Genomic DNA, 13,085 nt, shown 5'->3' on the forward strand with positions numbered 1-13,085 from the left:
ATAGAACCTTTTCAGCGCTTATTAGTGCCACGATGCGCGGAAGGAGAGACAACTAAACCTCTCATCAGTTCGCCCTGCCGGTCGCGTGAGACGGGGATATAGCTGTCGATGGTCGTGGCCATGTGTTCGTGCCCCATGTTCATCGACCAGGCTTTGAACTGTTCCCGCGTGCCGCACAGGGCGTCGCCGTAGCGGGCGAGGGTTTTGCGAAAGGCGTGGGGCGTGAACTGGGGCAGCTGAACCCGTGCGAAGGCTTCGCGGATGATAAAGTTGAGCTTTCCGCTGTTGGCGTAGCCGGTGCGGGCGAAGCCGGTGCGCTCAAACCTGCCGTCCTTGCAGGTTATCTCGATCTTGGGGAACAGCGCTTCGGTGTCGCCGAAAAATTCGACCTCGCGCAGGTAGGTCACCCATTGCTCGAAACACTCCCGATAGCTGGGGTCCACCGGAAGAAACCACGTGTCGATTGGCTTGCCGTTTTTGGTGGCCACTTCGCGCGGGTCTTGGAAGATGTGCCCATCAAACAGGTTGACATGCTTGAGCATGAGGGTTGCGACGGCACCAACGCGCGCGCCGGTGAGCATGAAGAAGGCAAACAGCGCCTTGTCGCGCCGCTCGTATTTGTCGCCCTGCGGCATGGCCTGAAAGGCGTGGAAGGCCTGCTCCATAGAAGGATAAGGCACGGGCCGCGCCGAATGGGCGATGCGCGCGCCTTTCAGGGTGTTGTTGAAGTATTCGGCGTCGGAATAGCGGACCCGGGATTTGAAACCGGGCTGATCCGCCAGCCAGAGGATGAAGCCTTTGACCTGCGCCAAGGTGGCGTCGATGGTCGCCGGGCTGAGCGGTTTCCGGGTCTTCTGGCTGCGCGCCTTGGACAGATGCGCCTTGAACCGTTCGCCCCAGCCGCGATTGAACTGCTTGAAGTCCTTTCCGCCCAGCGCCAGTTCGAAGTCGGAGAGGGCCGCTGCGACCTTGTCGAGCGTCTTCTCGTCCCGCCCTCGGGCCTGAACCAGATACTTCAGATAGCGGTGCTTCATGCGTGTGTTTGAGACTGTAGTTTTGGCCATTATCCCGGCCCCCTCTGATGTGATCGTTTAAGTTGACGTTGCGGGGTTCGCTTAGGCGTGTTCCTGCATGTTGGTGGCGAAACCGAATTTCACCCCCCATTTCCGCAAATCCTGCCGGCCGATGATGCGACGGGCCATGCCCTCGCAGGTCGGGCAGATCGCCATGATGCGCACCCGAGAGGTGTCCATATGCTCGAAATCCACAAGGCCCGCCTGCGGCTGGCGCGGGGCTTTGCAGCCGAGGCAAAAGACTTCCAGCGGCTTGAGCTTGGTCGTTTTGCGGGCAAGGCGGTCAGCGTGGAATTGCTTGAAGTCGCAGCCCCGGACGATGAACGGCCGCGCGTCTTTGAAACAGGGCAGGCCATCCTTGCACCAGCGGCGCACTGTACCGATGGTCACGCCCAGAATGTCCGCCAGTTCGGCCAGGGTGTAGGTGCGGTGCACCTTGACCCGGCGGGCATTGACACGCCGGGCCATCAGCCGTTCGCCCCTTTGCGGGGATCAACCCGGTTCGCCTCCGCCCAGGCGTTCAGGTCCGCGCCGCGATAGACGATCTTGCGGCCGAGTTTGTAGAAGGCCGGGCCGGTCCGCTTGTGCCGCCATTGGGCCAGCTTGTCGCGGTCGCCGATGATCTCAAGTTCTGGGTCGCCGAGGACGTAGTTGCGGTTTTGGTCGAAGAGGTTTGTCATGTGTCGATTTCCGTCTTTTGCAGTGCGGTTGCAGGTGACGGACTTCGATCACATTGGGACTGATCGGTAAAAATGGAGATTGGTGCGTGCGAAAAGGTCTTATTGCCCGGGGCTTTTGGCGCGAGCTCCTATGTCAAAACAGGCTTTAGTGCCCGAGCGATATCCCACGGGGGAGGGTGCCGGGATACTGACTTTTCGGGCGGACAAGATCGGCCTCGGTCAATTGGTTCAACGCCCAAGACGCCGGGCCTCGGACCCGCGTTTCAATCTGAAGCGTGGAAAAAACCGCTTTGAGTGCGCGACTGTAAGCGGTGGACGGATCGCCCGTTATACCGGACGTCCCCAGGGTCGGGAAACGGCCAGTATGGGAGGAATAGAGCCGCGCCAGATGCAAAGCTATCACCCGCGCATAGTGATCGGGGGCGCGGCCTTTTAGGTTCCAGAACTTTTCCTGCTGATTTTTTAACTCTGTCAGACGATCTGCGAGTGCGGCCTGATAGTCCGCGAGAACCGGACCGAGGATGTTGAAACCACCTGAATCGGCGATGTTTTTCCTTACCAAATCTACTGGATTTCGAATGAATGCGCGCGGTGCGTTTCGAAACAACTTGTAGTCAATGTTTACACGCATTCTGACGGCTTCAACGCTGCTATCCGCTTGGCTTGCGGCGACGCCAAGAAGTCCCTGAAGCGCAAGCAGATGCCTTAGGAGGTCCTTGACCAGTTTCAGTTCTGCCTGAAAAGACGCCTTGCTGTCATGCTCATTGGGGGGCTGATACTCGAATGGGCCGGACTGGCCCAACAAGGTCTGCATCGGGCGCTGATAATCTCGGACGCCTGCTTCACCCAGCATGACCTCTACAATCTGGTGAAGCTGCTCTTCCACTTCTTCGCGATTGACCAAGAAAGGATGCATAAAGGCAGGGTGGCACGCACCTTTTCGCGGGGCAAGGGCGATGATGGGGTAGGACTGCCGCTCAAAAGGTCAGCCGCAACCGACCTTTCTGCATTAATTTCCTTTGTTTTCGGCCAGAATAATCACTTTGCCCGAATTGCCGGTGACAAAATTCGACCACCGCTCCATCAGGCCGCGCCGCTTTTCCAGCAAGTCCGAGCGCGCATACGCTCGTTCCACGTCCGAACCGATTCGGTGCGACAGGCTCATTTCGGCGACCTCGCGCGGCGCGTTGGCGACTTCGGAGGCCCAATCCCGGAAGGTGCTGCGGAACCCGTGAACCGTCACGCCTTCGACGCTCATCCTCCGCAAGAGCATGAGCATGGCCATGTTGGACAACGGTTTGTGGCGCTTCTGACCTTCGAAGACGTAGTCGGACTGCATTGCGCGCAGCGGTTCGATGATCGCCCGCATGGCGTCTGTCAGGGGCACCTTGTGATCCTCGCCAGTCTTCATCCGTTCTGCTGGGCAAGTCCAGACGCGCGCGTCGGCGTCGATCTCTGCCCAGCGCATTCCCAGAACCTCGTTTGTGCGCGAGCCTGTCAGGCAGGTAAGCATCAGCGCCTTTGCCGCCATCGCGTCACGGGTCGCTAGATCGGCAAAGAAGGCGGGCACGTCCTGCCAGCGCATCGCCGCATGGTGCTTGGGTTTTTTTGTCACCTTGGGCAGCACCTTGCCGTCCTTGATCTCGGTCACCGGGTTCTCGCCAGAGCGGAAGCCCTTGGACTTGGCTACGTCCAGAACCGTCTTGATCCTCTGGGCCAGCCGCGTTGCCGTTTCATGCTTCTCGGTCCAGATCGGCGACAGGCACATCAGCACTTCGGGCTGTCCAATGCTGTCCACCGGCATCCGGCCGATCTTGGGGAAGGCATAGTCGCGCAGGGTGTTGATCCATTGCGCGCCGTGCTTGGCGTTCTTCCATGTCGGCAGGCGGTCGATGTGCACCTGTTCTGCGATCTCGGCGAAGGTCGGTATTTCCTGCCGGGCGTTGAATCGGGGGTTCAGGCCCTGCTTGGCCATCCGGCGATACTCCAAGGCCCGTTCGCGCGCCTGATGCAGAGTGACGATATCCGCGCCGCCCAGGCCAAAGTCGGTGCGCAGGGGTGCGCCCATACGGTTCTTCTGGCCCTTGACCACAACGCGCACAATCCAGCGCCGCGCGCCGGAGGGATCAACCACCAGATACAGGCCGTTCCCGTCGCCGTGGCGTCCGGGTCCGGCGTTCTCGACCAGCTTCTTCGTCAGCTTTCCCGTAAGCGTTGCCATGTTAGATACCACATTCCATACCACTCAACGTAAGAATATGGGCACCATCGAAAGAACGCCAGTGCAAACGGCTTGAGGCCAAAACGCCAGTAAAACAAGGCAAGTTCGCCGCTTTGTGGGGTTGCGTGAAGTCTGGTAAAATCGGGGTCTGGCGGAGAGGAAGGGATTCGAACCCTCGAGACGGTTCCCCGCCTACACACTTTCCAGGCGTGCGCCTTCGACCACTCGGCCACCTCTCCGCCGGCGGGGATATCGGAAAGCGGGGGGCGGGCGCAAGAGGGATACGCTTTTTGGATGCAAATCTGTGAAGGTCGTCTGTCCCCGAAGTCCGCGCAGGCTGGAGGGTGGTCTCTGAGCAAATGGATAAGCGACGCTCGGGCGGGGCGAAACCTGCTGCTCAGCATAAAGCCTTGCAGCCCGTTGCCCTTTCAAGGTCTAACCGGGGATCATCCGCTTGGAGAGGATCAACCGCGCTTCCCTTTGTCGTTCTGTAGCACGGAATTGCATCCTCCCAGAGAAAGTTGGAGAGGAGTAACTGAAGAACCGAGAAGTTCTTTTTCTTAAATGGAAACAAGCCGACTTCGGCGTTACGGCTACCAACCGGACAAGCTGTCGGATAGGCTGACGGTATATGTTCCAAACGCTCGGCGGCACGAAGCGTCATGCCAGATCTATCAAAACTGCGCGAATTGCTCGGCGGCGGGCCAGTGGGCGCGACGCAGGAGGGTGTCGACCCAGCCTCTGCACGCTTCGATATCGGCGCACGTCTAAAGACGCTGAGGGCCGAAGCCAATCTGTCTCTCTCCGGCTTGGCAAAAGCCTCGGGTGTGTCGAAATCGAACGTCTCCAAGATAGAGAACGGCCTGATCTCTCCCACGTTTGAAATGATGGAGAAAATCGCGCAGGGCCTCGGCCTTCCCACCTCCGTCCTGCTGTCCAGTGGCACCCCAGGTCAGATCGGCCTTTCCTTGACGAGGACCGGACAGGGGATCGAGATGGACGACGCCCAATACCGGTTCCAGTTTCTGTTCTCCGAATTGCAGAACCGGCGCATGGTGCCTTTCGTCACGACCGTGACCTCCGACGGCAGGAGCAACAAGGCCCCGGCCGCGCACAAGGGCGAAGAGTTCTTCTATGTCCTGGCGGGAGCGGTGGACTTTACGTGTGGCGAAAATGAGCGGATTGCGATGGGGCCTGGCGACGCAGTCTATTTCGACAGCAACAAGCCGCACCTGGTGGTGAACCGAACTTCGGAACTGTCAAAGCTGCTCTGGGTCTGGCTGGAGTAAGCGCAGTTTTGTATTAATTCGGCATCTCGTGCAGCACCTGGGTCGCAACCTCGATTGTCCGATCCACGTCCGCCTGTGTGTGAGCCGTGCAACTGAGGTTGTGCAGGATCTTGTTGCCCGTGAAGAAGATTCCGTGTTCGCGCATCCCGGCCGCGAAGGTCGAGTATTTTGCCAGATCGGCCGTGGCACAGAAGGCGCGGTAACCGTCAATCCGTTCCAGATCAGTAAAGACCGGATGGAACATCGACCCGGCATTCTGCACCACCATGTTTTGCCCGGCATCGCGCGCGGCTGCGTTCAGCCGCTCGGTCATCTGATTGCCGATAGCGGTCAGCTTGCGGAAACCGGCATTGTTATCCCGCGTCATTTCTTCAAGCATGACCTTCACCGCATAAAGTCCCAGTCGCGGCGCATTCTGACTTCCGTAATGCAGCACCTTGCCATACTCGATGCTGTCCATGACATGTGATGGCCCTGCGATCGCGGCGACTGGAAATCCCTGACCCAATGCCTTGCCGTAGGTCACGATATCGGGCCGAAGCGCATAGAGTTCCGCCGCGCCACCGGGCGCCAGGCGGAAGCCGGTCACGGTTTCATCCAGATAAAACAGCACGTCATACTGGCGGCACAGGTCCTGCACCTGTTTAAGGTAGCCGGGCTTCGGAGGGATGACGCCCATGTTGGACATCACCCCTTCCATCATGACACAGGCGATCTCATGAGCGCTGCGCTTCAGCACCCGTTCCAGAGCGTCGATGTCGTTCCAGACGGCCACCAATGTGTCTTCCCAGGACCCCGGGGTCAGTCCCGAACTGTCGGGAATGCGGACGGGATCGTTCGGATGCCCCAGCGTGGTCACCGGCTGCGGGTTCGAGCTGACCAGAAGCCCATCGTACCAGCCGTGATAGTGGCCTTCGAATTTCAGCACCTTGCGCTTGCCCGTCAGTCCGCGCGCCATGCGCACGGCAGTCATGCAGGCCTCGGTCCCGGTATTCGCAAAGCGAACCTTGTCCACGTGATCCAGCATGCCGACCATCATTTCAGCCACCTCCACCTCGATCTCGAGCGCGGTGGCGAAGTGGGTGCCGTTTTCCACCTCGCTGCGGATCACCTCGACAATACGCGGGTGGGCGTGGCCGAGCGGCAGGCAGCCGAAAGACAGTTGCCAATCGATGAATTCGTTCCCGTCCACATCCCACATGCGCGCGCCCTTGCCTTTACGGAAGTAGGCCGGATGCGGGCTGTAATTCAGCGGTCCCCGCGAGGCGGAGGAACATCCTTCGACCAGAACTTTCATGGCGCGGTCGAAGAACTGGGCAGAGGCGTCGGTTTTCATGGCTGATGTCTCATTCGGTTGAACATGAAGGGGGGATCAGAGCGCATTGAGAATATCGTTGGCCTGCTGCGCGGCGCCCCCGATCTCCAGACGCGCAACCGAGCGACCGAGCAGCGCGACAAAGGCCTTCTGCGTGGTTTCGGCAAAATGAACGGTCCCGTCCGGGTCGATCGCCTCGATCCCGTCATGGCAGAGCGATCGACAATTGGTGTCGATCGCCTGGGCCTCGGTCCAATCGGAATGGAGGTCCAGCCGTGCGCAGCCGCCGTGCACCACAACCGGATACCCACCGATCAGCCCGTTGACGCCCGGCAGATGCACCGCGGCAGGCTTGGGCGAGAGTATCGCCCGGAACGCCTCGATGGCGGCCGACGCGGTGATCCGATTGAAAAACAGGTCATAGGTAAAGGGAAACGGTTCCAGCAGTATCTGACGGGCCTGTTCCGTAACATCGCGCGCCCCTGCCTCGACATGCAAAAGGTACGGCGGCAGATTTTCCGTTACCTCGTCGGACAGCACAGCATATTCGAAAGCATGCTGCGCAACCAGTTTGACCCTGATCTGATCTGGCGGCAACGACAGTCGCCTGCTCAGCCCGGCGACGATCTTGGGGATCGGTTCCTGCACGTTGCCGATACCGCAGAGCGGGCCAAACCCGGTGCGGTGCAGGATCGGATTGACCACGTCCGGATAGGATGCCCCGATCCAGATACCGTTCAGATCGGCTTCGGCCAATCGGTCACGGAATGTGCTCATCACACTCAGGTGGAGGGACAAGTATCCACCGAACGGCAGGCGCGGGGCGCTCGACGTTTCCAACCGCCACCACGGCATCAACGAGGCGGTGGTAAAAACGATATCGGGCGCAATCGATCGGATCCGGGGAACGAAGGTGTTGGAGTTGATGTCCAGCTCCATGCCCTCGATCACAGGATAATGGCGCTCGAGGCCTGCTCCGATCATCGTACTATTGGCACGCGCCCCGGCCTTGGCGCCATCGCGACCGGCGATGATGATCCGGCCGAACAGTCCGGAGCGGGCCGCGGCCTCCAGCACGTTGGTGCCCAGTTCGCCGACCGACAGGATAAGCAGGGTCGGTTCATTCATCGGAGAATACTCTCAGAACGCGCGCAACAGTCGGCCCGAGTTCATCGCTGTCATAGCCGCCCTCCTGCACGAAAATGGTGGGGAGGCCCCAACTGCGCAGGCGCGCCGCCACTTCGACAAAGGCGTCAGGGGTTATGTGATGGCCACCATGCGGGTCGGACCGCAGCGCATCCACGCCCAGCGCCAGAACGATCGCCTCCGGCGCGAAGGCTTCGACTGCATCCGTCAGCCTGGCAAAAGCCTCCAGAAATCCGGCGTCATCCACATCCGCCGAATAGCAGACATTAGTATTGGCGCCCCTGCCCTCGCCCGCGCCCTGTTCGTCCTCATACCCGCTGTGAAAGGGGTAGTAGTGTGACGGATTTGAATGCATCGATGCGGTAAGCACATCTGATCGTTCATAGAAAATGCTTTGCGTGCCATTTCCGCAATGCACGTCGATATCGACGATTGCCACTTTCGCGAAGCGCTGGCGCAGTTCTTCCGCGGCGATGGCCGCATTGTTCAGGAAACAGAACCCCATGGCCCGCGCCGCACCCGCATGATGCCCCGGCGGGCGGCAAAGCGCATATGCGGGATTTCCGGTTGCTACCATATAGCGGGCAGCCCCCACCGCACATTGCGCCGATGCAAAGCTGGCCGCCCAGGTGCCTTCCCGTATCTCTGCCGCCAGGTCCCCCACGTAATAGCCCAGCGCGCCCACCGGGCTCTCCGGCACATGGTTTCGCTGAACTCCCGCCATCACGTTGGGCAGGACCGCAGCATCATGACCGAAAGCCGTGATCCAACGGGAGTGAATACGTTGGAGGAATTCGAGATAGGCGGCTGAATGGACCCGCATGAGCGGTTCGAGTCCATGGTCTTCTGGTTCGGTGATCCTGAAGTCCGCGTCAGACAATGCAGCAAGGATCGATCGCGCCCGTGCGGGGGATTCTGGGCTGGCGATCAACCGTCCTGCCTTCAGGAATCGCGCGCCCTCGTGGCGCAACTGGTGTTCGGACCAGAAGACCTGCATCGGAAACATGCCCCGCACCGTTTCATATATGAAACTTTACTGACGCATAGCTGCTGCTGTCAACAGGCTTGATCCGGGCCATTGTGATTGGCGTGCCCTCCGCCTGCAAAAGCGACGGGCCCCATGCAGCGCTCAGACGTGTTGGGCCCCGTTCACTTCCAGTTCCGCCCCCGATACGTAGGAACTTTGATCGGAGCACAGGAAATAGATCGCATCTGCCACTTCGTGGGGCTGACCCATGCGGCGCAGGGGAAGCTTCTCCACGATCTTGTCCGTGCCCTTGCTCAGGATGGCAGTCTCGACCTCGCCCGGAGCCACGGCATTCACCCTCACCCCCAGCGGCCCGAAATCATGCGCCATCTCGCGCGTCAATGCCGCCAGAGCCGCTTTGGAGGTGGCATAGGCCGCGCCAGCAAAGGGATGCACCCGCACCCCCGCAATCGAGGTGACATTTACGATTGATCCGCGCCCTCGCGACAACTCTTCCTGAAGCCCCCGTGCCAGCACGATGGACGCAAAGAAGTTGACGTGGAACACCTGCCCCCACGTCCGCAAGTCGGTGTCGAGAGTGGTCAGCCGTTCGCCCTCCGGACCCTTGGGAGAGATGCCCGCGTTGTTGACCAGGGCATGCAGCGCAGCGCCGTCCAGCCGCTTCTTGATCTGCTCAACCACCTCCATGGTCTTGTTGGGGTCGCTCAGGTCGACCTGCACGTGATCCTGCTCACCGCCCGGCCAGGGGCAGTCGGGAGAAAAAGGCTGCCGCGAACATGTCAACACCCGCCAACCTTCACGGGCAAACCGCTTTACGGTGGCATGGCCAATTCCCCGGCTTGCCCCGGTCAGCAGAAGAGTTTTCCGGCCCTGCTCCTCGATGCCCAAGTTATCCAGCCTCCGCGAGCGCGCGTTCATACTCCTGGCCCGGAATCGCGTCGAGCAGGCTGCGCGTGTAGTCGGTATCGGGGTCGTGCAGAACCTTTCCGGTTGGCCCCATTTCCACGATGGCTCCGTTCTGCATGACGATGATGCGGTCACAGATCCGCGCGGCGACTCGCAGATCGTGGGTGATGAACAGCATCGACAGGTTCAACCGCGTCTTCAGATCAGCGAGAAGGTCCAGAACCTGGGCTTGGATCGACACGTCCAGCGCTGACACGGCTTCATCCGCGATGATGATAGATGGGTCCAGCATCAGCGCCCGCGCAATGCCGATACGCTGCCTCTGCCCGCCGGAGAATTCATGGGGAAAGCGGTTCATCGCGGAAGGGTCGAGCCCGACCAATCCCAAGAGATTGCGGGCCTTCTCCAGGGCCTCGGATCGAGGCGTCCCGTAGGAGATCAGACCCTCTGTCAGGATACGCGAGACCCGAGCCCGCGGGTTCAGCGAAGAATACGGATCCTGAAAGATCATTTGAAGGCTGCGGCGTTTCTCGCGTAACTCGGCCCCCGACATATGGGCGATATCTGCACCATCCATCATCACGCGCCCCTCCTCCGGGTTGACCAGCCGGGTCAGGCACCGCGCCACCGTCGACTTGCCGGAACCGCTCTCCCCCACGATCCCGATCGTTTCACCGGCGTAGAGTTCGAAGTTGACGTCGCGCACCGCCTTCACGACGCGCGGCTTGCCAAAAAGCTTTCCCGACCCGACGACGAACGTCTTGTTCAGCCCCGCGACACTCATCACCGGCCGACGTGCCGGCTGTTCTGCATCGTCATGCTGGTTCAGCCTAGGAATGGCGTCGATCAGCGCGCGGGTATAGGGGTGCTGTGGGCGAAGAAGCACCTCGTCCGCAGGCCCGCTTTCGACGATCTCACCGGTTTGCATGACGATCACGCGGTCGGCAATATCGGCCACCACCCCGAAATCGTGGGTGATGAAGATGACCGCCATGCCGCGCGACTGGCGCAGGTTCTCGATCAGTTTCAGGATCTGGGCCTGGGTCGTCACATCCAGCGCAGTCGTGGGTTCGTCGGCGATCAGGATATCGGGTTCCAGCGCCAGCGCCATCGCAATCATCACCCGCTGACGCTGACCGCCCGACAGTTGGAACGGATAGGCCCGGATGGTGGATTCGGGGTCGGGCAAGCCGACCTCCTCGAGCAGCTTCAACGCCCGCTTGCGCCGCGCCTGCGGGGTAAGCTCGCCATGCGCCTCGAACACTTCCGCGATCTGCGCTCCGACCCGCATCAGCGGGTTGAGCGCGCTGAGCGGCTCCTGGAAGATCATCGAGATGCGTCGGCCGCGCAGGTCCTGCATCTGCTGTTCCGACAGGCCCAGCACGTCCTGCCCATCAAAGGTGATGGTGCCCCCGGCAGGTTTCACACCCTGCGGCAACAACCCCATAACCGCATTCGCGGACATGGATTTGCCCGAACCACTTTCGCCCACGATGCACAGGATCTCGCCGGGGGCCAGATCAAGGCTGATATCTTTCGCGGCATATTTCCGGTCTGCCCCCTCGGGCAGGGCTATGCACAGGTCGCGGATGCTCAGAAGGCTCATTCGGATTTCCTCGTCAGACGGGGATTCAAGGCATCGTTCAAACCTTCGCCTATCAGGTTCAGCGCCAGCACTGTCAAAAGGATCGCCATGCCCGGCAGGAAGGACAGCCACCAGGCCGTGCGGATCACCGTACGCGCGGCACCGATCATGTATCCCCAGGACATGATGTTGGGATCGCCCAGTCCAAGGAAGGACAGCGAGCTTTCCAGCAGAATCGCCTGCGCCACCATGAGCGAGGCCAGCACGATGATCGGCGGCAGCGCGTTGGGCAGGATTTGCCGCAGGATGATCTGCGTGTTCCCAAGGCCCTGGAGGGTCGCCGCTTCGACAAATTCGCGCGTGCGCAGGCTCAGCACCTCCCCCCGAACCAGCCGCGCCACGGGCGGCCAGGACACGATTGCAATGGCGATGATGACGAAGATCAGGCTGGGTTGGAAAATGGCCAGAAGCACAATGGCGAGCGCAAAGCTGGGGATGGTCTGGAAGAACTCGGTAAAGCGCATCAGCGCATCATCCACCCGTCCGACGAAATAGCCGGCCAGGGCCCCCACCGGCACCCCGATTGCCAGCGCGACCACGGTCGAGACCAGTCCGACCAGCAGGCTGACATAGGCGCCATGTGCAAGCCCCGCCAGGACGTCACGCCCCAGCGCATCGGTGCCCAGGGGCAAGCCGTCCTGCGTTAAGGGTGGCAGGAACGGGCGCTGAACCATCTTCCAAGGGCTTGTCGGGAACAGGAAGGGTGCCGCGATCGCGGTTGCGATCACCACGGCAAGGATGACCAACCCGATCACTGCCCCGCGGTTGTATCGGAAACGTGTCCAGAACTCTTTCATCCTGTGAGCCTTATGCGGGGATCAATGATGACATAGAAGACGTCGGTGATCAGGTTGAACAGCAGCACCATGGCGCCCGAGATATAGAAGACGCCAAGAATCACGGCGTAGTCGCGCTGGTTGATGGCTTCGAACATCAGCCGCCCGATGCCAGGCCAGGCGAACACCGTTTCGGTCAGGATCGCACCACCGAAGATTTGACCTGCCTGAAGGCCTGCCAACGTGATCACCGGCAGCAAGGCGTTGCGAAGGATGTGTCGACGCAGGATCACCCGGCGCTTCACCCCCTTGGCGCGCGCCGTCTTGACGAAGTCGAGACGGCTGACCTCAAGCATGGAGGAACGGGTCATGCGCATGTAGATGGCGGTGAAGAACAGGCCGAGGGTTGTCGCCGGCAGGACAAGGTGCTTGGCAACGTCGAGCACATGCGCAAGCCCGGTATAATTCGCACCGACCGTCGAATAACCGAAGCCCGGAAGCCATCCCAGCCATACCGAGAATACCAGCGACGCCATCAGAGCCACCCAGAAGAGCGGTGTGGCATAGAAAAGCAGCGCCAGGGTAGAGATGATCGTGTCGCCCCAGCTGCCCTGCCGCGCCGATGCGGCGACCCCAGCCACCACACCCAGCACCAATGAGAGCAGGAACGCCACTCCGGTCAGCAGAAGGGTGGCAGGCAGCCTGTCGGCGATCAGCTCGGCCACAGGCATCTGCTGTCGATAGGAAAAGCCCAGATCCAGTTGCACAGCGCCCTGCAGATAGGTCCAGAGCTGGATGTAGAGAGGCTGATCCAGTCCGAAGCGTTCCCGCAGGTCCGCGAGGAATTTTTCGTCCGCGGCGCCGGCTTCGCCCGCCATGACGGCGGCCGGGTCGCCAGGGGCGGCATGGATCAGCAAGAAGTTGAAGATCAGGATGGCCAGGAGGATGAATCCCGCCTTGATCAGCCTTGCGAGGATGAACCGTGTCACGCTGTCTGTCCCGCCTTGTCAGCTGTTATTGTCCTGGATCGGGCCACCGCGCGGGCG

13 protein-coding genes and 1 tRNA gene are annotated in these 13,085 nt (G+C 60.8%); 1 reads left to right on the plus strand and 13 read right to left on the minus strand.

Going from position 1 to position 13,085, the window contains the following annotated elements; genetic code table 11:
* Positions 1 to 11: 11 nt before the first annotated feature.
* From ACFO5X_RS03285 to ACFO5X_RS03310, 6 genes are all read right to left on the minus strand, one after another.
* Positions 12 to 1,034 carry a site-specific integrase gene (locus tag ACFO5X_RS03285; protein WP_380715794.1) on the minus strand — a complete coding sequence of 341 codons (1,023 nt, stop codon included), beginning with the start codon at positions 1,032 to 1,034 and terminating at the stop codon, positions 12 to 14.
* A gap of 81 nt (positions 1,035 to 1,115) precedes the next feature.
* Entirely contained in the window at positions 1,116 to 1,541 is a 426-nt protein-coding gene (locus ACFO5X_RS03290; RefSeq protein WP_380715795.1) for a helix-turn-helix domain-containing protein, read from the minus strand.
* Positions 1,541 to 1,753, minus strand: a complete 213-nt coding sequence (locus ACFO5X_RS03295) for a MerR family transcriptional regulator (RefSeq protein WP_380715796.1) — start codon at positions 1,751 to 1,753, stop codon at positions 1,541 to 1,543. Before ACFO5X_RS03295 ends, ACFO5X_RS03290 begins: the two co-directional genes overlap by 1 nt.
* 145 nt (positions 1,754 to 1,898) lie before the next feature.
* Positions 1,899 to 2,657: a hypothetical protein gene (locus tag ACFO5X_RS03300; protein ID WP_380715797.1), complete on the minus strand. Its 759-nt coding sequence runs from the start codon at positions 2,655 to 2,657 to the stop codon at positions 1,899 to 1,901.
* A 105-nt stretch (positions 2,658 to 2,762) separates the two neighbouring features.
* Positions 2,763 to 3,974 carry a tyrosine-type recombinase/integrase gene (locus tag ACFO5X_RS03305; protein ID WP_380715798.1) on the minus strand — a complete coding sequence of 404 codons (1,212 nt, stop codon included), beginning with the start codon at positions 3,972 to 3,974 and terminating at the stop codon, positions 2,763 to 2,765.
* A 149-nt stretch (positions 3,975 to 4,123) separates the two neighbouring features.
* Positions 4,124 to 4,213: transfer RNA gene (locus tag ACFO5X_RS03310), tRNA-Ser, on the minus strand.
* A gap of 423 nt (positions 4,214 to 4,636) precedes the next feature.
* Here ACFO5X_RS03310 and ACFO5X_RS03315 point away from each other — a divergent pair.
* Positions 4,637 to 5,263, plus strand: coding sequence for a helix-turn-helix domain-containing protein (locus tag ACFO5X_RS03315; protein WP_380715799.1), 627 nt, complete (start codon positions 4,637 to 4,639; stop codon positions 5,261 to 5,263).
* A gap of 13 nt (positions 5,264 to 5,276) precedes the next feature.
* Here the strand turns inward: ACFO5X_RS03315 and ACFO5X_RS03320 are convergent, their stop codons facing one another.
* The 7 genes from ACFO5X_RS03320 to ACFO5X_RS03350 all read right to left on the minus strand — a co-directional run bounded on the left by ACFO5X_RS03320 (position 5,277) and on the right by ACFO5X_RS03350 (position 13,028).
* Positions 5,277 to 6,599 carry an aspartate aminotransferase family protein gene (locus tag ACFO5X_RS03320; protein WP_380715800.1) on the minus strand — a complete coding sequence of 441 codons (1,323 nt, stop codon included), beginning with the start codon at positions 6,597 to 6,599 and terminating at the stop codon, positions 5,277 to 5,279.
* Positions 6,600 to 6,635: 36 nt separating this feature from the next.
* Complete coding sequence (locus ACFO5X_RS03325; protein WP_380715801.1) at positions 6,636 to 7,706, minus strand: hypothetical protein; 1,071 nt, start codon at positions 7,704 to 7,706, stop codon at positions 6,636 to 6,638.
* On the minus strand, positions 7,699 to 8,694 hold the full coding sequence (locus ACFO5X_RS03330) for a histone deacetylase family protein (RefSeq protein ID WP_380715802.1): 996 nt from the start codon (positions 8,692 to 8,694) through the stop codon (positions 7,699 to 7,701). Before ACFO5X_RS03330 ends, ACFO5X_RS03325 begins: the two co-directional genes overlap by 8 nt.
* Positions 8,695 to 8,853: 159 nt before the next feature.
* Complete coding sequence (locus ACFO5X_RS03335) at positions 8,854 to 9,594, minus strand: SDR family NAD(P)-dependent oxidoreductase (protein ID WP_380716370.1); 741 nt, start codon at positions 9,592 to 9,594, stop codon at positions 8,854 to 8,856.
* 7 nt (positions 9,595 to 9,601) lie between these two features.
* Positions 9,602 to 11,224 carry an ABC transporter ATP-binding protein gene (locus tag ACFO5X_RS03340; RefSeq protein WP_380715803.1) on the minus strand — a complete coding sequence of 541 codons (1,623 nt, stop codon included), beginning with the start codon at positions 11,222 to 11,224 and terminating at the stop codon, positions 9,602 to 9,604.
* Positions 11,221 to 12,060, minus strand: a complete 840-nt coding sequence (locus tag ACFO5X_RS03345; RefSeq protein ID WP_380715804.1) for an ABC transporter permease — start codon at positions 12,058 to 12,060, stop codon at positions 11,221 to 11,223. The genes ACFO5X_RS03340 and ACFO5X_RS03345 overlap by 4 nt, the downstream gene beginning before the upstream one ends.
* Positions 12,057 to 13,028, minus strand: coding sequence for an ABC transporter permease (locus tag ACFO5X_RS03350; protein WP_380715805.1), 972 nt, complete (start codon positions 13,026 to 13,028; stop codon positions 12,057 to 12,059). Before ACFO5X_RS03350 ends, ACFO5X_RS03345 begins: the two co-directional genes overlap by 4 nt.
* Between the last annotated feature and the right edge of the window lie 57 nt (positions 13,029 to 13,085).

The sequence above is a fragment of the Seohaeicola nanhaiensis genome, from assembly GCF_042654245.1.
Classification (GTDB): Bacteria; Pseudomonadota; Alphaproteobacteria; order Rhodobacterales; family Rhodobacteraceae; genus Seohaeicola_A; species Seohaeicola_A nanhaiensis.

Excerpts from the sequence above, each read along its gene's own strand:
- ACFO5X_RS03285 (WP_380715794.1), bottom strand. The coding sequence starts at position 1,034 with ATGAAGCACCGCTATCTGAAGTATCTGGTTCAGGCCCGAGGGCGGGAC.
- ACFO5X_RS03290 (WP_380715795.1), bottom strand. The coding sequence starts at position 1,541 with ATGGCCCGGCGTGTCAATGCCCGCCGGGTCAAGGTGCACCGCACCTAC.
- ACFO5X_RS03295 (WP_380715796.1), bottom strand. The coding sequence starts at position 1,753 with ATGACAAACCTCTTCGACCAAAACCGCAACTACGTCCTCGGCGACCCA.
- ACFO5X_RS03305 (WP_380715798.1), bottom strand. The coding sequence starts at position 3,974 with ATGGCAACGCTTACGGGAAAGCTGACGAAGAAGCTGGTCGAGAACGCC.
- ACFO5X_RS03315 (WP_380715799.1), top strand. The coding sequence starts at position 4,637 with ATGCCAGATCTATCAAAACTGCGCGAATTGCTCGGCGGCGGGCCAGTG.
- ACFO5X_RS03320 (WP_380715800.1), bottom strand. The coding sequence starts at position 6,599 with ATGAAAACCGACGCCTCTGCCCAGTTCTTCGACCGCGCCATGAAAGTT.
- ACFO5X_RS03325 (WP_380715801.1), bottom strand. The coding sequence starts at position 7,706 with ATGAATGAACCGACCCTGCTTATCCTGTCGGTCGGCGAACTGGGCACC.
- ACFO5X_RS03340 (WP_380715803.1), bottom strand. The coding sequence starts at position 11,224 with ATGAGCCTTCTGAGCATCCGCGACCTGTGCATAGCCCTGCCCGAGGGG.
- ACFO5X_RS03345 (WP_380715804.1), bottom strand. The coding sequence starts at position 12,060 with ATGAAAGAGTTCTGGACACGTTTCCGATACAACCGCGGGGCAGTGATC.